This window comes from Paraburkholderia sp. BGA-UO-ETr-F21 (assembly GCF_059567925.1).
In genome coordinates this window covers 1175434-1194035 of record NZ_JCAQOY010000040.1, presented here as the reverse complement: position 1 = coordinate 1194035, position 18602 = coordinate 1175434, and the positions used below count along the sequence as shown (strand labels likewise).

General features: G+C 62.1%; 15 protein-coding genes and 6 tRNA genes. 3 read left to right on the top strand and 18 right to left on the bottom strand.

Annotated features, from left to right (window positions below):
- Window positions 1-73 precede the first annotated feature (73 nt).
- The 7 genes from AC57B1_RS37775 to gltX all read right to left on the bottom strand — a co-directional run bounded on the left by AC57B1_RS37775 (window position 74) and on the right by gltX (window position 2995).
- The gene (locus AC57B1_RS37775) at window positions 74-538 is read right to left on the bottom strand and encodes a GNAT family N-acetyltransferase (protein ID WP_091793277.1); all 465 of its coding nucleotides are present in this window, start codon (window positions 536-538) and stop codon (window positions 74-76) included.
- Window positions 539-680: 142 nt separating this feature from the next.
- A tRNA-Asp gene (locus tag AC57B1_RS37770) sits at window positions 681-757 on the bottom strand.
- An 82-nt stretch (window positions 758-839) separates the two neighbouring features.
- Window positions 840-915 (bottom strand) — tRNA-Glu (locus AC57B1_RS37765).
- A 61-nt stretch (window positions 916-976) separates the two neighbouring features.
- Window positions 977-1053 (bottom strand) — tRNA-Asp (locus tag AC57B1_RS37760).
- A 103-nt stretch (window positions 1054-1156) separates the two neighbouring features.
- Window positions 1157-1232 (bottom strand) — tRNA-Glu (locus tag AC57B1_RS37755).
- 155 nt (window positions 1233-1387) lie between these two features.
- Window positions 1388-1463, bottom strand: a tRNA-Ala gene (locus tag AC57B1_RS37750).
- Window positions 1464-1585: 122 nt separating this feature from the next.
- Window positions 1586-2995, bottom strand: coding sequence for a glutamate--tRNA ligase (gene gltX, locus AC57B1_RS37745; protein ID WP_496420215.1), 1410 nt, complete (start codon window positions 2993-2995; stop codon window positions 1586-1588).
- A 264-nt stretch (window positions 2996-3259) separates the two neighbouring features.
- Here gltX and AC57B1_RS37740 point away from each other — a divergent pair, with 264 nt between their 5' ends.
- Entirely contained in the window at window positions 3260-4354 is a 1095-nt protein-coding gene (locus AC57B1_RS37740; RefSeq protein ID WP_408354040.1) for a patatin-like phospholipase family protein, read from the top strand.
- A 150-nt stretch (window positions 4355-4504) separates the two neighbouring features.
- Here AC57B1_RS37740 and AC57B1_RS37735 read toward each other — a convergent pair whose 3' ends face one another.
- From AC57B1_RS37735 to AC57B1_RS37715, 5 genes are all read right to left on the bottom strand, one after another.
- Window positions 4505-5170 carry a C40 family peptidase gene (locus tag AC57B1_RS37735; RefSeq protein ID WP_091793274.1) on the bottom strand — a complete coding sequence of 222 codons (666 nt, stop codon included), beginning with the start codon at window positions 5168-5170 and terminating at the stop codon, window positions 4505-4507.
- A gap of 136 nt (window positions 5171-5306) precedes the next feature.
- Window positions 5307-6938, bottom strand: a complete 1632-nt coding sequence (locus AC57B1_RS37730; protein ID WP_496420214.1) for an ABC transporter ATP-binding protein — start codon at window positions 6936-6938, stop codon at window positions 5307-5309.
- Window positions 6935-8041 (bottom strand): ABC transporter permease, encoded by a 1107-nt coding sequence (locus tag AC57B1_RS37725; protein WP_091793272.1) that lies wholly within the window; start codon window positions 8039-8041, stop codon window positions 6935-6937. The genes AC57B1_RS37730 and AC57B1_RS37725 overlap by 4 nt, the downstream gene beginning before the upstream one ends.
- Window positions 8041-9078: a microcin C ABC transporter permease YejB gene (locus AC57B1_RS37720; RefSeq protein WP_496420213.1), complete on the bottom strand. Its 1038-nt coding sequence runs from the start codon at window positions 9076-9078 to the stop codon at window positions 8041-8043. Before AC57B1_RS37720 ends, AC57B1_RS37725 begins: the two co-directional genes overlap by 1 nt.
- Window positions 9079-9118: 40 nt before the next feature.
- Window positions 9119-10975: an extracellular solute-binding protein gene (locus tag AC57B1_RS37715; RefSeq protein WP_496420212.1), complete on the bottom strand. Its 1857-nt coding sequence runs from the start codon at window positions 10973-10975 to the stop codon at window positions 9119-9121.
- A 247-nt stretch (window positions 10976-11222) separates the two neighbouring features.
- Here AC57B1_RS37715 and fabI point away from each other — a divergent pair, with 247 nt between their 5' ends.
- Window positions 11223-12014 carry an enoyl-ACP reductase FabI gene (fabI, locus tag AC57B1_RS37710; RefSeq protein ID WP_408187817.1) on the top strand — a complete coding sequence of 264 codons (792 nt, stop codon included), beginning with the start codon at window positions 11223-11225 and terminating at the stop codon, window positions 12012-12014.
- 152 nt (window positions 12015-12166) lie between these two features.
- Here the strand turns inward: fabI and AC57B1_RS37705 are convergent, their stop codons facing one another.
- From AC57B1_RS37705 to AC57B1_RS37695, 3 genes are all read right to left on the bottom strand, one after another.
- Window positions 12167-12514 (bottom strand): hypothetical protein, encoded by a 348-nt coding sequence (locus AC57B1_RS37705; protein ID WP_091793263.1) that lies wholly within the window; start codon window positions 12512-12514, stop codon window positions 12167-12169.
- A 528-nt stretch (window positions 12515-13042) separates the two neighbouring features.
- Window positions 13043-13136 (bottom strand) — tRNA-Ser (locus tag AC57B1_RS37700).
- A gap of 181 nt (window positions 13137-13317) precedes the next feature.
- On the bottom strand, window positions 13318-14568 hold the full coding sequence (locus AC57B1_RS37695) for an aspartate kinase (RefSeq protein ID WP_091793261.1): 1251 nt from the start codon (window positions 14566-14568) through the stop codon (window positions 13318-13320).
- 77 nt (window positions 14569-14645) lie between these two features.
- Between AC57B1_RS37695 and AC57B1_RS37690 the strand changes: the two genes are divergently transcribed.
- Window positions 14646-14918, top strand: coding sequence for a hypothetical protein (locus AC57B1_RS37690; RefSeq protein WP_143048297.1), 273 nt, complete (start codon window positions 14646-14648; stop codon window positions 14916-14918).
- Window positions 14919-14943: 25 nt separating this feature from the next.
- On the opposite strand, the gene tilS is transcribed toward AC57B1_RS37690, so the two are convergent.
- The 3 genes from tilS to AC57B1_RS37675 form a co-directional block, all read right to left on the bottom strand.
- The gene (gene tilS / locus AC57B1_RS37685; RefSeq protein WP_496420211.1) at window positions 14944-16374 is read right to left on the bottom strand and encodes a tRNA lysidine(34) synthetase TilS; all 1431 of its coding nucleotides are present in this window, start codon (window positions 16372-16374) and stop codon (window positions 14944-14946) included.
- 48 nt (window positions 16375-16422) lie between these two features.
- A complete protein-coding gene (locus tag AC57B1_RS37680; protein WP_007181378.1) occupies window positions 16423-17394 on the bottom strand; it encodes an acetyl-CoA carboxylase carboxyltransferase subunit alpha in 972 nt (323 codons plus the stop codon).
- A gap of 124 nt (window positions 17395-17518) precedes the next feature.
- Window positions 17519-18568, bottom strand: coding sequence for a DNA-3-methyladenine glycosylase family protein (locus AC57B1_RS37675; RefSeq protein WP_091793257.1), 1050 nt, complete (start codon window positions 18566-18568; stop codon window positions 17519-17521).
- Between the last annotated feature and the right edge of the window lie 34 nt (window positions 18569-18602).

Below are 18602 nucleotides of genomic sequence, written 5' to 3'. Positions count from 1 at the left end.
GAATAAAACGCGCGCATCGAATCCAAGCTTTGCCAACTGCCGCACCTGAGACCGTGCGCCTCACACGCGGCCACTAAACTCGTCGCGCCAGATGACGGATCGCGCCCAGTTGCGCAAGCCGCGGCCCGGTCAGCTTATAGCCTTTGCGTTGATAGAGCCGCGCGGCGGGGTTGTCGACGAACACGCGCAGTTGCAACTCGCGCAACCCACGCTCGCGCGCCCATTGATGCGAGACATCGAGCAGATAGGTGCCGGCGCCGAGCCGGCGATGGCCTTCGGCAATCTGCACGTCGCGGATATGCAGCGAATCGCCCTCTTGCGTGATGCGCAACACGCCGATCGGCGTGCCGTCCACTTCGAGAATGAAATTCTCCGATTCGCGCCAGCTACCGAGAAACAGATCGCCACGCCAGACCAGATGGTGTCGACGGTAATAGCCGCCCATGTTGTTGCGAGTCAGCGCCTCGGCGAACTCGAAATCGTCCATGCTGGCCTTGCGCAGATGAAACGGCAACGGAGCTTCGGTGGGATCGAACATGGCGGAGCGACGAAGATGAGTCGGGTCAACGGTAAAACAGGCCGTGCGCGCTGGCAATGGCTGTTTGTCCCGAGCATACCCAGGCGCAATGGAGAGCGGAATAAAAAAAGCCCACTTCTTTCGAAGTGGGCTTTCTCAAATCTGGCGGAGCGGACGGGACTCGAACCCGCGACCCCCGGCGTGACAGGCCGGTATTCTAACCAACTGAACTACCGCTCCAGATTTTTTGCACCGCGATCAATGAGACTGACTCACTGACCACTGCATCGCTCAAACTTCCAACCGAACGACGCCGATATACTGGCGTCCCCTAGGGGATTCGAACCCCTGTACTCACCGTGAAAGGGTGATGTCCTAGGCCTCTAGACGAAGGGGACAACGTACTGCTTACACCTTTAATGAAAAAGCCCGTTCAAGTTTGGATGAACGGGCTTTGTCTGGCGGAGTGGACGGGACTCGAACCCGCGACCCCCGGCGTGACAGGCCGGTATTCTAACCGACTGAACTACCACTCCAGTCTTTACACCCTAGCTTGCGAGCGTCGGTTATTTCTCTGCAAGCTGCGCTACCTTACTGCCAACCGAGTTGAACTCGGAACACTAAAGCGACGCTGATGTTTGGCGTCCCCTAGGGGATTCGAACCCCTGTACTCACCGTGAAAGGGTGATGTCCTAGGCCTCTAGACGAAGGGGACATAATCTTTTCAGATCTGTCTTTATCTTGCTGCTAATTCACGCTAACTTCTGTTTCGCCAGCAGCAAAGTCCGATATTCTAACTACGTTACAGCCGTTTGTGAAGTCTTTTTTGCTACAAGTTCCAGACTTCGGAACAACTTCACTCTGCTCTGATGGTGGAGGTAAGCGGGATCGAACCGCTGACCTCTTGCATGCCATGCAAGCGCTCTCCCAGCTGAGCTATACCCCCCTTGCAGAACAGAAACGAGATTCTAGAGGCCAATTTGCGCTTTGTAAATACCCTTTGAGCAATTGCATGCGACTTTTTTCACAAGTCGCATGCAAACCCGCTCAAGGCACGCGCGAACGCAGTTAGCCCAGCGCTTTTTCGATACGGCCGACAACGACAGCACGCCCAAACAGCATCAGGACGCTGTCGATCGACGGCGTATGCGTGGTGCCCGCCACCAGCAGACGCACCGGCATGGCCAACTGCGGCATCTTCAGCTTGTGCGCGCCGAGTGTTGCCTTCAATGCCGCAGCGATCGCTTCCTTGGTCCACTCCACGCTCTTCAGCGCGGTGGCCAGATCGGCGAGCGCCGGACGCACGGCGTCGGTGACGTGTTGCGCGACGGACTCGGCATCAGGCGCCGGTGCGCGATAGAACATCGCGGCATTCTCTGCGATCTCCTTCACCGTGGATGCACGATCCTTCAGCAAGCCCACGACGGCTGTCAGATCTGCGCCTTGGGCGAGCGCGGCTTCGTCGATACCCAACTCGACGAAGAACGGCTTGGCCAGCTCCGCGAGACGCGCGTTGTCCGCTTCCTTGATGTAGTGCGCGTTCAGCCAGTTCAGCTTGTCGTGGTCATACTGGGCCGGCGACTTGCCCAGATGCTCCAGATCGAACCACTCGATGAACTGTTCACGCGTGAAAATCTCCGCGTCGCCATGCGACCAGCCGAGGCGCGCCAGATAGTTGACCACCGCCTCCGGCAGGAAACCGGCGTCGCGATAACCCATCACGCTCATCGCGCCGTGGCGCTTGCTCATCTTCTCGCCCTGCTCGTTCAGCACGGTCGGCAAGTGCGCGTAGACCGGCGGCTCGCCACCGAGCGCGCGCAAAATATTGATCTGGCGCGGGGTGTTGTTGACGTGATCGTCGCCGCGAATCACGTGCGTGATGCGCATGTCCAGATCGTCCACCACCACGCAGAAGTTGTAGGTCGGCGTGCCGTCCGGACGCGCGATCACGAGGTCGTCGAGTTCTTCGTTCGAGATCTCGATGCGGCCCTTCACCGCGTCGTCCCACGCCACCACGCCGGTGAGCGGGTTACGGAAGCGCAGTACCGGCTGCACGCCCGCGGGCGGCTGCGGCAGCACCTTGCCCGGTTCCGGACGCCACGTGCCGTCATAGCGCGGCTTTTCGCCGGCTTCGCGCTGACGCTCACGCAACGCGTCGAGCTCTTCCGTCGACATGTAGCACGGGTACACCAGCCCGGCGTCCTGCATCTGCTTGAGCACTTCGCGGTAACGGTCCATGCGCTGCATCTGGTAGAACGGACCTTCGTCGAAATCGAGGCCGAGCCACCCCATGCCTTCGAGAATGGCGTCGACGGATTCGGAAGTGGAACGCTCCACGTCGGTGTCCTCGATTCGCAGCACGAAGGTCCCTTTCATCTTGCGCGCGAACGCCCACGGGTAGAGCGCGGAGCGAATGTTGCCGAGGTGGATGAAGCCGGTGGGACTCGGTGCGAAACGGGTACGAACGGAGGTGGTCATTAGCGGTTACTCGGAAGACAGGCGCCGGCGCCCGGGCGGACATCACCCGTGAAGCGCGGCAGCGGACCGCGCCCATGCGGCAGGCAGGCGCCGCGCATGGACACGAAGGAATTAAATGCGAGAGGCGAATTATACCTTCCGCCAGCGGGTTGCCTGCCCTCGTCCGAACGGCCAATACGCCCGGCATGCCGCGCCTTGCGGGACCCGAGGGCTTCCTCTGCAACGTTTCATTACCACGCCGCCGCATGCGTTGAGCTTTGATTTATGATGTGCGCGCGCTGCGGCCGGAGTTGGATCCACAGCGCATGGAATCGCCGCCGGCGATTCTGTCGTCTGACTATCAGCCTGATCGCGGCCAGGGTGACGTTTTTCGCGTTGCCCAAGCCGTTGCTGGAGAACTCGTTGAAGCCCTCATCGCCCCGCCTCGCCCGCCGCCATTTTTCACTGGCCGCCGCATCCGCCGTGCTGGCCGCCTGCACCACGACCGGCAGTAAAACCGATCTCGCGTCTGTCGCCGCCACCCCTGCCACGCCGACCACGAATACGCCGCCGCTCGACAAGCCGCAGCGGCCGCTGCGCGTCGCGCTCGCCCTCGGCGGCGGCGCCGCGCGCGGCTTCGCGCACATCGGCGTGATCAAGGGCCTCGAGGCGCGCAATATCCAGATCGATCTGGTGGCCGGCACGAGTGCCGGCTCGGTGGTCGGCGCGCTGTACGCGTCGGGCATGAACGGCTTTGCGCTGAACAAGCTCGCCTTGACCATGGACGAAGCGTCGATCAGCGACTGGGCCATGCCGTTTCGCACGCGCGGCTTCCTGCAAGGCGTCGCGCTGCAGAACTATCTGAACACGACGCTCAACAACCGTCCGATCGAGAAAATGGCCAAGCCGCTCGGCGTGGTCGCCACCGACCTGAAGAGCGGCCAGCCGATCCTGTTCCAGCGCGGCAACACCGGCGTCGCGGTACGCGCGTCATGCAGCGTGCCGTCGATTTTCGAGCCGGTGAAGATCGGCGGGCGAGAGTATGTGGACGGCGGCCTGGTGAGCCCGGTGCCGGCTTCCTTCGCGCGCAAGATGGGCGCGGATTTCGTGATCGCCGTGGATATCTCGCAGCGCCCGGAAAGCGGCCTGACGGCCAGCTCGTTCGACGTGCTGATGCAGACCTTCACGATCATGGGTCAGACGATCAAGGCCTACGAACTCGACAAATACGCGGACATCGTGATCCGGCCAAATCTGGCCGCCATGAGCGGCAGTGATTTCTCCCAGCGCAACGCCGCGATTCTGGCCGGCGAAGAAGCCGTGGCGAAGATGATGCCGGAACTACAACGCAAGTTGGCAGCGAGCCGCGCCGCGGTGTAAGCGGACCCGAACCGCGGACCTGCAACGGATTCCGACGCGGAAGCCACCCCGTCAGCCGCTTCGCTCAAATGCAAAAAAGCCTGCTTCATTCGAAGCAGGCTTTTTTACGCAGAACCACCGCGACGCAGGCCGCGTGATCCGCACAATCCGTTACTGATTGCCGCCGATTGCCGCGTTCACGCGCTTGCGCAGATCCTGACCGTCCTGATAGGACGTCTCGATCCGGCGCGCGCCGGTGAAGCGCTTTTCCCAATACCCGCTATCCATGTCGTCGACGCGGATCGTGCTGCCCGTGGAAGGCGAATGCACGAACTTGTTGTCGCCGATGTAGATGCCAACGTGCGAGAACGTACGGCGCATGGTGTTGAAGAACACCAGATCGCCCGGCTTCAGATCGCTCACGCGAACCTTCTCGCCGACACGACTCATTTCCTCGGCCCGGCGCGGCAGCGCCATACCGAGCGTGTCCTGGAACACGTAGCGGACGAAGCCGCTGCAATCGAGCCCGGAATCCGGCGTGTTACCGCCCCAGCGGTAACGCACACCGATCATATTCAACGCACCGACGACCACGTCGCCCGCTTTTCCGGCCATGCCGGAGAGGAACGATTTGGCGCCGCTATCGCTATCGGGAGCGGTGGCTTGCGAATTGGGAGTGGACAAAGAATTCGACCCGTTGAGGGTCGAATATGAGGCATTCTGATTGAAACTGCTTACTTCGTCGGCGAACGCGCCGGGAGCTGCTGCCATCAAGACGCCAATGAACATCCCGGCGACGACGCGCGTGCAAGCCTGGGTTAGGTTTCTATCCTGCATTGGTCGGTATTTTTTGCCTAAAAATCAGAGGGCTACGGAAAAAGTTTGGTCGATACTAGCCAGTAAGTATTCACGTGTCAAAACAAATAGAAAAATTCAATCGGGACACGCACCCAATTGGTGAAAGGGTGAAAAATCAATGGTCAAGGGCTGCTTTCAGTAGCTTTCGAGTGTAGGGGTGGGCGGGGGTCGCAAAAATCTTCTCAACCTCCCCCGTTTCCACGATCGAACCGTTTTGCATGACCGCGACACGGTGCGCCATTGCCCCGATCACAGCCAGATCGTGGCTGATGAAAACGAAGCCCAGGTTGTACTTGTGTTGCAACCCCGCGAGCAGTTTCAGCACTTGCTGCTGGATGGAAACATCGAGCGCGCTGGTCGGTTCGTCGAGGATCAGAATGCGCGGCTCCAGCACGAGCGCGCGCGCAATGGCGATTCTCTGCCGCTGGCCGCCGGAGAACTCGTGCGGATAGCGTTGCAGCACCGTGCGGTCGAGGCCGACTTCGCGCAACACCGCGATCACCTTGTCGCGCCGCGCTTGCGGCATCATGTCCGGCCGGTGCAGCGCGAGCCCTTCACCGACGATCCGCTCGATGGTCTGGCGTGGCGAAAGCGAACTGAACGGGTCCTGAAAGACGACCTGCATGTTCGAGCGCAAGGCGGTCTGTTCGGCGCCGCGGTAGCTGCCGAGCGGCCTGCCCTGAAACTCGATCTCGCCATGCGTGGTGCGTTGCAGACCGAGCAACGCCATCGCCAGCGTCGATTTGCCCGAACCCGATTCGCCGACGATTCCCAACGTCTCCCCCTGGCGCACGGACACATTCGCGTCCGCGACCGCGCGAAACCGCCCCGAGCGGAACCAGCCGCTAAAGCCTGGCAGCTTCGTTTTGAAATCGACCGAGATTTCGCGCGCTTCGAGCAGCACCGGCGAAATCGGCAGCACGGGCACGACCGTGCGTTCAGGGCGGCTCGCCAGCAAACGCTGCGTGTACGCATGCTGCGGCGCCCCGAACACCTGCTCGACCGGGCCGCTTTCCACCAGGACGCCCTTCTCCATCACCGCGATGCGTTGCGCGAAGTGGCGCACCAGATTCAGATCGTGCGTAATCAGCAGGACCGCCATGCCGCGTTTCTCCGCTTCATCGCGTTGCAACTCCAGCAGCAGTTCGACGATCTGCGCGCGAATCGTCACGTCGAGCGCCGTGGTCGGCTCGTCGGCCAGCAGTAGACGCGGGCGGCACGCCAGCGCCATGGCGATCATCGCGCGCTGGCGCTGGCCGCCGGAAAGCTGATGCGGATAGCTGTTCACGCGCTTGCCCGGCTCGGCGATGCCGGTGCGCCCCAGCAGCGCCACCGCGCGTTTGCGCGCCTCGTGTGCGCTCACGCCGTCGTGCACGACGATGGTTTCCGCGATCTGGTCGCCGACCGTATAGAGCGGATTGAGCGCGGTCATGGGCTCCTGGAAGATCATCGCGATGTCCGAGCCGCGCATGCCGCGCATTTCGCGCTCGCTTTTGGCAAGCAGGTCTTCGCCGTCGAAACGGATCGACCCGCTCACCTGCGCGTCGCTCAGGAGGCGCAGGATCGACAGCGCGGTCACGCTCTTGCCTGAACCTGATTCGCCAACCAGCGCGACCCGTTCGCCGCGCTGGATCGCGAGCGTGACGTCGCTCACCGCGACCGTATTGCCGAAGCTCACGTGCAGATGCTCCAGTTCGAGCAGCGGCGCGGTGGCCTGTGGTGCTTCGTTCTGCAAGGAGGCGCTCATTGATTGCCTCCGGCGCGCATGGCATCGGAGATGCGGGTATCGAGCGCGTTGCGCAGCGCATCGCCCATGAAGGTCAGCAGCAGCAGCATCGCCACCAGCACGCCGAAGGTGGACAGCGAGATCCACCAGGCGTCGAGATTCGCCTTGCCTTGCGCGAGCAGCTCACCGAGGCTCGGTGTCGGCGACGGGACGCCCAGGCCGAGAAAGTCGAGGCTCGTCAGCGCGAGAATCGCGCCACTCATGCGAAACGGCAGGAACGTGATCACGGGCGTCAGGCTATTGGGCAGCACATGCCGCCACATGATCTGCCAGTTCGACAGCCCCATGGCGCGCGCCGCGCGCACATAGTCCTGATGGCGATTGCGCAGAAACTCCGCGCGCACGTAATCGGACAGGCCGATCCAGCCGAATAGCGAAAGGAGCACGATCAACAGAATAAAGCCCGGCTCGAAGATCGACGAAAAGATGATCAGCAAATAAAGCTCGGGCATCGCGCTCCAGATTTCGATCAGGCGCTGCCCGATGATATCCGTACGTCCTCCGAAATAACCCTGCACGGCGCCTGCGGCGATACCGAGAATCGTACCGATCAGCGTGAGCACCAGCCCGAACTCCACCGAGACGCGAAAACCGTACAGAAGACGCGCGAACAGGTCGCGCCCGCGGTCGTCGGTGCCGAGCCAGTTGTCGCGCGATGGTGGCGCCGGATTGGGCGCCTTCGAAAAGTAATTCAACGTGTCGTAGTAGTAGCGATTCGGCGGATACAGCGCGAAGTTGCCTGGCGTGTCGAAACGCTGCTTGACATACGGATCGAGATAATCGGCCGGCGTCGGGAAATCACCGCCGAACGTGGTCTCTGCGTACGTCTTGAACATCGGGAAATACAGGTTGCCGTCATAGCGCACCACGAGCGGCTTGTCGTTCGACCACAGCGGACCCGCCAGGCTCGCCGCAAACGCCACGACGAACACGATCAGGCTCCAGTAGCCCAGACGCTGCTGGCGAAAGCGCTGCCACACACGGCGCGCGGGCGAAGGCGAGACGAACGCGCGCGCGGTCTCGGCGCGCGCCGACGCATCGGCGGAAAGACGGGCTCGATTCATCAGCGCTCCAGTTGTTCGAATTGGATGCGGGGATCGACCCACACATAGCAAAGATCGGAAATCAGCTTGGTCGCAAGACCGATCAGCGTGAACAGATACAGCGTGCCGAGCACGACCGGATAGTCGCGCCGCACCACCGATTCGTACGACAGCAACCCGAGGCCGTCGAGCGAAAACAGTGTTTCGATCAGCAGACTGCCGGTAAAGAACGCGCCGATAAACGCGGCCGGAAAACCGACGATCAGCGGCAACAGCGCATTGCGGAACACGTGCTTCCACAGCACACGCTTTTCGGACAGACCTTTGGCGCGCGCGGTCAGCACGTATTGCTTGCGGATCTCGTCGAGAAAGGCGTTTTTCGTCAGCATGGTGACCACCGCGAAACTGCCCACGACCGAGGCCGTGATCGGCAACGCGATATGCCACAGATAGTCGAGCACCTTGCCGGCGACACTCAACTGCGCCCAGTTGTCCGACGTGAGATTGCGCAGCGGAAAGAGTTGCAGGAACGTGCCGCCGCCGAACAGCACGAGCAGCAACACGCCCAGCACGAAGCCCGGAATCGCGTAGCCGATCAGCACCACGAGGCTCGTGGCGACGTCGAAGCGCGAGCCATTGCGGATCGCCTTCGCAATGCCGAGCGGCACCGAGATCAGATAGGTCAGAAAGAACGTCCATAAGCCGATACTGATCGAGACCGGCAGCTTGGAGACGATCAGCGACCACACGCTTTGGTGGCGGAAATAGCTCTGGCCGAGATCGAACGTCGAGAAGCGTTTGAGCATCAACACATAGCGCTCCAGCGGCGGTTTGTCGAAGCCGTAGAGCGCTTTGAGTTGCGCGATCTGCTGCGCGTCGACGCCGCTATGCGCGCGCAGCCCGAACGGCGCGCCGCTCTCCGCGCCTTTGCGCAACTCGTGCTGCATCTGCTCGACCGGGCCCCCGGGGACGAACTGGATCACGGCGAAGGTCAGCGTCAGCACGCCGAGCAAGGTCGGGATCATGAGCAGCAGACGCTTGAGGATGTAGCTCCACATGGCGGCGTTTCCGGTGCGAAGGCGATGAATGAATGATGCGTTAGCGCGGCTGGGCCTGGGCCTGGGCCTGGGCTTGCGGCTGCGGTTGCGGCTGCGCGAACCACCACATCGACGTGATCCAGCCTTCCGCTGAATAGTACAGGGGCAATGTTTTCGGCCACGCAAGCCCGCGCTTGAACGCCACCCGATGCGTCGCGCTGTACCAGTGCGGCACGACATAGTAGCCATGCATCAGCACGCGGTCGAGCGCGTGCGTGGCGTCGATCAGTTGCTCGCGCGTCTGCGCGTGCACGAGCGCGCTCAGGATGGCATCCACGGCGGGCGACTTCAGCCCGATCATGTTGTCAGAACCTGGCGTAGCCGCCGCCTTGCTGCCGAAGCGCTCGATCTGCTCCGAACCCGGCACCTGCACGTCCGGCATGCGAATGGTGGTGGTGTCGAAATCGAAGCTGTCCAGACGCTTCTGATAGACCGCGAAATCGGACACGCGGAACGTGGCCTCGATGCCGAGCTTCTGCAGATTGCGGATGAACGTCGCGACGATCGGCTCCATCTGCGCGGACGAGCCGGAGTCGTCGAGAATCTCGAAGCGGAACGGCTCGCCTTTGGCGTTGCGCAATGCGCCGTCGCGGTAGTTCCAGCCGGCCTGTTGCAACAATGCGCGCGCCTGCAGCAGATTGGCGCGCAGCGAGCCGGGCGGATCCGTGTCCGGCTGCTTCGGTGGCGGGCCGAACACCGCCGGGTCGAGCTTCGCGCGCCATGGTTCGAGCAACGCCAGCTCACCGGGCGTTGGCAGCCCCTTCGCCTGCAATTCCGTATTGGCGAAGAAACTGTCGATACGCGTGTACTGATTGAAGAACAACTGGCGATTGAGCCACTGAAAGTCGAGTGCGAGATCGAGCGCCTTGCGCACGCGAACGTCCTGAAACAACGGGCGCCGCGTGTTCAGCATGAAGCCCTGCATGCCGGTGCCGTTATGTTGCGGAAACACCTGCTTGATCAGCTCGCCGTTATCGAACTTCTTGCCGACGTCACGTCGCACCCAATTGCGCGCCACATACTCGACCAGCGCGTCGTATTCGCCGGCCTTGAAGGCCTCGAGGCGCGCGGTGCTGTCCGAATACAGCTTGTAGACGATGCGATCGAAGTTATTCATGCCGACACGCACCGGCAGCCCCGCGCCCCAGTAATTCGGGTCGCGACGGTACGTAATCGTGCGGCCGTTGTCGTACTGTTCGATCAGATAAGGGCCGCTGCCAATCGGCTTCTCGAACGCGAGTTGGTCGAACGGAATCCGGTTGCCGTCCGACTTCATCCCCCACTTACGCGAGAACACCGGCATGCCGCCCGCGAGTAGCGGCAGCTCGCGATTGCGCTGGTGAAACTCGAAGCGGATCGTGTGTGGGTCGACCACCACCGCGCGGGTGATCTCGCCGAAGATCGATGCGAACTGCGGCGCGGCCTGCGGGCTTTTCAACGTATCGAGCGAAAACTTGACGTCGTCGGCGGTGACCGCATCGCCGTTCGAAAAACGCGCGCGCGGATTGATGTGGAACGTGACGGACAAGCCGTCCGGCGCGATGTCGATGTCGTCGGCAAGCAGCCCGTAGGCGGACGCCACCTCGTCGCTGCTGCCAGTGGTGAGGCTTTCGAACATCAGGTCCACACCGGGCGCGGTATTGCCGCGCAGCGTGAACGGATTGAATTTATCGAAGCTAGTGAGGCGGCTCGGATTGGCCAGCACCAGCGTGCCGCCCTTCGGTGCGTCCGGGTTCACGTAGTCGAAGTGCTTGAAATCCGCCGGATATTTCGGGTCGCCGTATTGCGCGATCGCATAGACCGCGTGCGCGCGCGGCGCCACGAGCAAACCGGCCAAGGCCAGCACGGTGCACATCATGGCGGCGCAGGTGGAGCGCCAGGACCGCGGCACAATCGCGAGGCCGGCGCGCGAGGGTCTGTGAATCACGCGGCACCGAGGTGCGCGAGGCGTTGGAACCCGTCGCGAGCCAGTTGTCATAAGGGCCTTGTTGGTCAGTGGGACAAGTGCAGTGTGAGAGAATTCTACCCAATAAACCCGCGCGATCCGCACGTACCTTGCACACAGCGTCGAGGTGCGCGGCGCGCTGATCCGATCAGGAGATACCATGGGCTTCCTCGCTGGCAAACGCATCCTGCTAACCGGCCTGTTGTCGAACCGCTCGATCGCCTACGGCATCGCGCAGGCCTGCAAGCGCGAAGGCGCCGAACTGGCGTTCACCTATGTCGGTGAGCGCTTCAAGGAGCGCATCACAGAGTTCGCCGGCGAGTTCGGCAGCGACCTGGTGTTCCCCTGCGACGTCGCCGACGACGCGCAAATCGACGCCCTCTTCGCCTCGCTCAGGCAACATTGGGACGGCCTCGACGGTCTCGTTCATTCGATCGGCTTTGCGCCGCGCGAAGCGATCGCCGGCGATTTCCTCGACGGCATGACGCGCGAAAATTTCCGCATCGCGCACGACATTTCCGCGTACAGCTTCCCCGCGCTCGCCAAGGCCGCGCAGTCCATGTTCACGCCGGACGCGTCGTTGCTCACGCTCAGCTATCTCGGCGCCGAGCGCGCGATTCCGAATTACAACACCATGGGTCTCGCCAAGGCTTCGCTCGAAGCGAGCGTGCGCTATCTGGCGGTCTCGCTCGGCGCGAAAGGCGTGCGCGTCAACGGCATTTCGGCGGGTCCGATCAAGACGCTGGCCGCGAGCGGAATCAAAGGGTTCGGCAAGATTCTCGAGTTCGTCGAACAGAATGCGCCGCTCAAGCGCAACGTGACGATCGAACAGGTGGGCAATACAGCGGCTTTCCTGCTGTCGGATCTGGCGGCCGGTGTGACGGCGGAAATCGTGCACGTCGATAGCGGGTTTAGCGCGGTGGTGGGTGGTATGGCTGCTGTTGCGGAGTGAGCGCGTCTTTCGCGTGAGCGATGCGTGGCGTGGCGTGGCGCCGTTGTTCGTGCCGTCGCGTTTTTGAGCCTGTTGCAGAAGCCCAAAAAGAAAACCGCCCTCACGGGCGGTTTTCTTTGACTTTGCGCTTCGATCAATCGCGGTCTGAAAGCTTAGTGCCAGCCGCGGTGATTGTCGTAGTGGTCGCGGCCATAGTCGTAACGGCCCGGGGGATGATGGCGGTACCAGTCATCGCGCGCCCAGTAGCGGCGACCATCCCAATAGCGGTCGCCATGCCAGCCGATCACGATCGCCGGGCCACCGTAGTACACAGGGGCCGGTTGATAGACGACCGGCGGCGGAGGCGGCGGAGGCGGTGCATAAACCGGTGCCGGCGCAACATAAACCGGTGCGGGAATGCCGATGTTGACACCAATGTTGACGCCGCCGGCCATTGCTGCACCCGACGCGCCCAACGCGAAAACCCCGATCAGAAGCGGAACAAGACGAGCGGACTTCATCGATCACCCTTTAGAAGAATGTGTTGTTGGCGGAAATATAGCGCAAGGTGCCGTTCCGCGTATTTCAACTTTGTAATAACTGATGCATAAGATCGCGCTCACGACAGACCGGTTACGTCTCGTTACATTGGACGAGGTTTTGGTGAAGAAGTGGGGGTGTTGTAATCGGCGCGTGCGGCCGTAGCAGCGGACGGTCCGCCATGTGCGGCGCGATGCATGGAAACCTCGTTGCCTGCCCGTCCGGCCACCGGATATCCGGCCGACGGCAGTATGGACGGTCCGCAACGCATGGCACCAGACATCAACCATGCAGACTACGATACGCAGGATACCCAATCATTCTTTGGTTTCGATCCTGCTCTGTCAGCGCATGCAAATGCTCACGCTCGGACTGCGCTCTAACGAGATATCGGCAATAACGAAACCACCGGAAACCCATTCGACTTTGCCTGCCGGCGCAGCGAAAAACGCGCCAAAAAACAAAAACCCCGCAGAGCCTAAACTCTGCGGGGTTCTCTCTACCACTTCTGGCGGAGACGGAGGGATTCGAACCCTCGATCCAGGTTTTGGCCCAGATGCTCCCTTAGCAGGGGAGTGCCTTCGACCTCTCGGCCACGTCTCCCAAACTTTCGGTCGCGCAGGGAGTCAGCGCGACGAAGCCAAGATAATAGCGGGCCGAACCACGAAGGTCAATGTCTGGCGAACATTTTTTGTGCCAGTTTTGTCATTGACGACGCAATTTATTCACATCGACCACGCAAAACAAACGGAGCGCTCTTGTACGCCCCGTTGTTCAAAGCAAATTACGCTTGATCCAGTTCGAACGCTTTATGCAGCGCGCGCACGGCGAGCTCCATATACTTCTCGTCGATCAACACCGAGATCTTGATTTCGGAGGTCGAGATCATCTGGATATTGATGCCCTCTTCCGACAGCGTGCGGAACATCGTGCTTGCGATACCGACGTGCGAGCGCATACCCACGCCGACCACCGACACCTTCGACACCTTCGGATCGCCCAGCACCTGCTCGGCCTGCACGTGGCCCTTCACCTGGCCCGTGAGGATGTCCATGGCGCGTTGATAGTCGCCGCGGCCAACCGTGAACGTGAACGCCGTTTTGCCTTCCACGCTCTGGTTCTGGATGATCATGTCGACGTCGATATTCGCGTCCGCCACCGGGCCGAGAATCTGGTACGCAATGCCCGGCTTGTCGGGCACACCCATCACGGCGATGCGAGCTTCGTCGCGCTGAAACGCGATGCCCGAGATGACTGCTTTTTCCATGGTCTCGTCTTCTTCAAAAGTAATCAGGGTGCCCGACTTCATTTCAGCGTCGAGCGGTATCAGCGGATCGGTCAGGCTCGACAGCACACGCGTCTTCACCTGATATTTGCCGGCGAATTCCACCGAGCGGATCTGCAGCACCTTCGAACCCAGGCTTGCCATTTCCAGCATTTCTTCGAACGTCACGCGATCGAGCCGGCGCGCTTCTTCCACCACGCGCGGGTCGGTCGTGTACACGCCGTCGACGTCTGTGTAGATCAGGCACTCATCGGCTTTCAACGCAGCCGCGACCGCGACCGCCGACGTATCCGAACCGCCACGGCCGAGCGTGGTGATATTGCCGTCAGGGTCCACGCCCTGGAAGCCGGTGATCACCACCACTTTGCCCGCGTCGAGATCGCGCAGCACGCGCTCGCCGTCGATTTCGCTGATACGCGCCTTCGTGAATGCGCTATCCGTTTTGACCGGCACTTGCCAGCCGGCGTAGCTGACCGCGTCGACGCCGGCTTCCTGCAGCGCGATGGCGAGCAGTCCCGAGCTGACCTGCTCGCCCGTAGCGGCGATCATGTCGAGTTCGCGCGGGCTCGGTTGAGCCGCGATGTCTTTCGCGAGACCGAGCAAGCGGTTGGTTTCGCCGGACATCGCCGACGGCACGACGACCATCTTGTGGCCAGCCTTGTGCCATTTCGCGACGCGCTTGGCGACGTTCTTGATGCGCTCGACCGAGCCCATCGAGGTGCCGCCGTATTTGTGTACGATGAGTGCCATTGTCGTTCTGAACTGGAGGAGAAACCGCGCTGGCGCGCTGGAGACGACCGCACAAAAGCACAGGAGCGCAACGTCTTGTGAACGACGGCAAAATGTGTGGCGGCGTAAATGCAGCACGCGTGCAGCACGCGCGGATTTGCCCGGGAATGATCGCTGATGGCTTATCGGAAACGACGGATCACGATCGCAGACCGGTAAAAGCGACGGCAAAAGCGGGTCGGGCAAACAAGCTAAATTACCTGATCGAGCGTAAAAAGACAAGCCGCAAAGGCCATCGAAATGCGCTGAATAAGGGCCGCAAAGGCTTGTTTCAGGCCAATTTGCGCCCTGTTTGCGGAATCGCAGGTTAGCTAGCCCAAGTGTCCGACCGGCCGGTCAGGCGATCAGCAAATCGTCGCGCCATACGATCCTGACGTGGGATTCGCCCTCGCCGGCCTGCTCGGGCAACACCGAGCGATTCACCCCAAGCAAGGGCACGAACAGCAGATCTTCGCCGCTGTAGAGCAACGGCACGTCGCGTTTCCACGCGGGAATACCGCGTTCCTGGAACAGGTTTTTCAACGTGCGGCTCGGCGCATCGTGAGCCGCGCCCGTGCGCATCCGTTCGCCGCCGCTACGCGAGCGAGCGCTCAACACGGCGCGCCGCAGAACGCTGACGGGAATCGCGTCGGGGTCGCCCGCGGCTGCGTCGGCGAACACGAATGTGCCGCGCCATTGCGGCAAATGCCAGACCGGCTCGCCCTGCCATGCGAGTTCGCTGGGCGCGCGCGCGGCGAGCGCCGTTTCATCGGCGGGATCGCGGCTGTCGCCCTTTTCCCAGTACACGAGGCCGCGATAGCTGCGCAATGCATGACCCGCGTGATCGACGCGCAGAGCATGGCCCTCGCCCGCCGCGCCAATTTCGCGCAGTTGACGCAGCGCATCGCCAAGACGCGCGCTCGATGCGGCGACAAGGCCGAGCGTGCGCATCCAGTAGCGTATGAGGTTGAGCGCCCGGTCGTCGTCGAGCGCGAGCAACGCATCATGCGAGAGCGCTCGTCCTTCGTCGCGTGACGCAGCCTGCATATCCATGCGCGCGAGCGTGTCGAGTAGCCGTTGTGCGGACGCGGCGTGCGCCGCCGTGCGAGCCAGCGCGTCGCGAAAGCCGGGAAAATGGACAGCGAGCGCCGGCATCACGTCGTGGCGCAAAGCGTTGCGCGCATAACGCGTGTCCGCGTTCGATTCGTCGTCGATCCAGCGTAATACATGCTCGCTCGCATATTGTTCGAGTTGCGCACGCAGCAGATGAAGCAAAGGCCGCACGCGCGTGGCCGACGCGTTCGCGGGCAAATACTCCGGCGCCATCGCGGCGAGCCCGGCGAGGCCGGCGCCGCGCAGCAATTGCAGCAGCACGGTTTCCGCCTGATCGTCCGCATGTTGCGCGAGCCAGAGCGTGGCGATGCCGCGCGTCGCGCACATGTGGTCCAGCGCGCGATAACGCGCATCGCGCGCGGCGGCCTCGACGCTCACACCCGCGTCGCGCGAAACCTCGACGCGCTCCGCTGCGAACTCGACGCCACGCGCCTGCGCGAACGCCTCGCAATGCGCGAGCCAGGCATCCGCGTGAGGACTCAGGCCGTGATGCACATGCAGCGCCACGCAACGCGCCGCGCCCGCGACACGCACCGCGGCATCGAGCAGCACACTCGAATCCACCCCGCCACTGAACGCGATCGCGATACGCGCGTCAGTGGCGAGTGCGGACAGCGAAACGCCGACCGCCTCGATAACGAGGCGGTCGGCGGGCGTTTCGGCGGTGGAAGTCACGTCGCTAGCGCGTGAAGCGCTGAAGGACGAAAGAGAACGCGCGCGGGCTTAGGCACCCGGCGTCGTTTCCTTGAACTTGCCGTACGACATCAGCCGTTCAAAACGGCGTTGACGCAGGTCGTTGATGCTCATGCCCTGGAACTGGCGCAGCGAATCGGCAAGCGCACGGCGCAGCATGGCGGCCATGCCCTTCGGATCGCGATGCGCGCCGCCGAGCGGCTCATTCACGATCTTGTCGATCAGGCCAAGCGCCTTCAGACGATGCGCGGTCAGGCCAAGCGCTTCCGCGGCTTCCGGCGCTTTCGCGGCGCTCTTCCACAGAATCGATGCGCAGCCTTCCGGCGAAATCACCGAATAGGTCGAGAATTGCAGCATCAGCACGCTGTCGCCCACAGCAATCGCCAGCGCGCCGCCCGAACCGCCTTCACCGATGATCGTCGCGATCAGCGGCGTTTTCAGCTCGGCCATCACATACAGATTGCGGCCGATCGCTTCCGATTGACCACGCTCTTCCGCGCCGATGCCTGGATAGGCGCCCGGCGTGTCGATGAACGTGAAAATCGGCAAGCCGAATTTTTCGGCGAGACGCATCAGACGCTCGGCCTTACGATAGCCTTCCGGACGCGGCATGCCGAAGTTGCGCAGCGCGCGCTCCTTCGTGTCGCGACCCTTCTGATGGCCGATCACCATGCAGGCCTGGCCATTGAAACGCGCGAGGCCGCCGACAATCGACAGGTCGTCCGCATAGTTGCGGTCGCCGTGCAGTTCGTGGAAATCCGTGAACAGCTCGTTCACGTAGTCGAACGTGTACGGGCGTTGCGGATGACGGGCGATTTGCGAAACCTGCCACGGCGTGAGGTTCGCGTATAGATCTTTGGTGAGCTGTTGACTCTTCTTGGACAGCCGCTCGATCTCTTCCGAAATGTCGACGGCCGAATCGTCCTGCACGAAGCGCAATTCTTCGATCTTCGCTTCGAGTTCAGCGATCGGCTGTTCGAAATCCAGAAAGGTGGTCTTCATTGGTTGTAATCCTTGGACTTACCGGCAGCGCGTATTCTAACCGCGCTCGCCGATGTCAAAACCATCTCGCAACTATCAAACTTTAACAATCGATAGTTTTTGATCTGATCCCGTTTCTTGTTCTTCAGTAGTCGACCGGCAATGGGTCAAGACTACGCCACATATACCAGGTGGCGACGGTACGCCACGGCTCCCAGTTGGCGGCGACCTCGCGCGCTTCGCTTCGCGTGACAGGCTCGCCGCTGAAATAATTGACGCTGATCGCGCGGATCAGACCGAGGTCGTCGAGCGGCAAGACGTCCGGACGCGAAAGATTGAAGATCAGGAACATCTCCGCGGTCCAGCGGCCGATGCCGCGAATCTGCGTGAGCTCGGCGATCACCGCCTCGTCTTCCATCGACGTCCATTTGCCGACGTGCAGCGCACCCGAAACGAAATGCTGCGCGAGATCGAGCACGTATTCGGCCTTGCGTTTGGACAGGCCGCACGCGGTCAGTTTTTCCAGACCGAGCTTGATGAACTGCTGCGGCACGAGCTTTGGACAGGCGGCCTCGACTTTCGCCCAGACCGCTTGCGCGGACGCCACCGAAATCTGCTGCCCGACCACCGAGCGCGCGAGCGTGACGAACGGATCCCCGCGGCTCAGCAGATGCACCGGACCGAACTTCGGAATCAGTTTCTTCAGAATGCGATCGCGCTTGACGAGGTCGGCACATGCCTTGTCCCAATACGCGGGCCGCGTGACTTCAGGCGTGAGCCCGCCGATCTGCACCGGCGCCGCGGCTTCGTTCGCGCTCGACGCTTCGCCGCCCGCGGCGGTGGACGCGCGCGTCTTGCGCACGACTTCGCCTTCGTGGCCCTCGGCCGTGACGCGCGCGAGCTCCTGCACGTCGCCGGCCAGTTCAGCCGGCAAGGCGCCATTGCCCTTCGTACGCGTCGCCTTAGCGCGCTTCACAACAGGCGCATGTGCCGACGCACCGTTGAGCGCGCGTTTGACCGCGGTCTTTTTCGCTGCGCCCGCTGCGGTCTTGGCCACCACCCCGGCGGCTTTCGACGATGCTTTCTTTACCACGCTGCTGCTCGCGCGAGCCGACGTGCGTGTCGACTTTCCCGCGGCTGCCGCGTTTGTTTGAGACGCGGCTCGTTTAGCCGGCGTCTTCGTGGCCGTTGCCATCCTGCCTCCTGCCTGGCGAGTCGATCAAAGGGAC

Excerpts from the sequence above, each read along its gene's own strand:
- AC57B1_RS37775 (WP_091793277.1), bottom strand. The coding sequence starts at position 538 with ATGTTCGATCCCACCGAAGCTCCGTTGCCGTTTCATCTGCGCAAGGCC.
- gltX (WP_496420215.1), bottom strand. The coding sequence starts at position 2,995 with ATGACCACCTCCGTTCGTACCCGTTTCGCACCGAGTCCCACCGGCTTC.
- AC57B1_RS37740 (WP_408354040.1), top strand. The coding sequence starts at position 3,260 with ATGATGTGCGCGCGCTGCGGCCGGAGTTGGATCCACAGCGCATGGAAT.
- AC57B1_RS37735 (WP_091793274.1), bottom strand. The coding sequence starts at position 5,170 with ATGCAGGATAGAAACCTAACCCAGGCTTGCACGCGCGTCGTCGCCGGG.
- AC57B1_RS37730 (WP_496420214.1), bottom strand. The coding sequence starts at position 6,938 with ATGAGCGCCTCCTTGCAGAACGAAGCACCACAGGCCACCGCGCCGCTG.
- AC57B1_RS37725 (WP_091793272.1), bottom strand. The coding sequence starts at position 8,041 with ATGAATCGAGCCCGTCTTTCCGCCGATGCGTCGGCGCGCGCCGAGACC.
- AC57B1_RS37720 (WP_496420213.1), bottom strand. The coding sequence starts at position 9,078 with ATGTGGAGCTACATCCTCAAGCGTCTGCTGCTCATGATCCCGACCTTG.
- AC57B1_RS37715 (WP_496420212.1), bottom strand. The coding sequence starts at position 10,975 with ATGATGTGCACCGTGCTGGCCTTGGCCGGTTTGCTCGTGGCGCCGCGC.
- fabI (WP_408187817.1), top strand. The coding sequence starts at position 11,223 with ATGGGCTTCCTCGCTGGCAAACGCATCCTGCTAACCGGCCTGTTGTCG.
- AC57B1_RS37705 (WP_091793263.1), bottom strand. The coding sequence starts at position 12,514 with ATGAAGTCCGCTCGTCTTGTTCCGCTTCTGATCGGGGTTTTCGCGTTG.
- AC57B1_RS37695 (WP_091793261.1), bottom strand. The coding sequence starts at position 14,568 with ATGGCACTCATCGTACACAAATACGGCGGCACCTCGATGGGCTCGGTC.
- AC57B1_RS37680 (WP_007181378.1), bottom strand. The coding sequence starts at position 17,394 with ATGAAGACCACCTTTCTGGATTTCGAACAGCCGATCGCTGAACTCGAA.
- AC57B1_RS37675 (WP_091793257.1), bottom strand. The coding sequence starts at position 18,568 with ATGGCAACGGCCACGAAGACGCCGGCTAAACGAGCCGCGTCTCAAACA.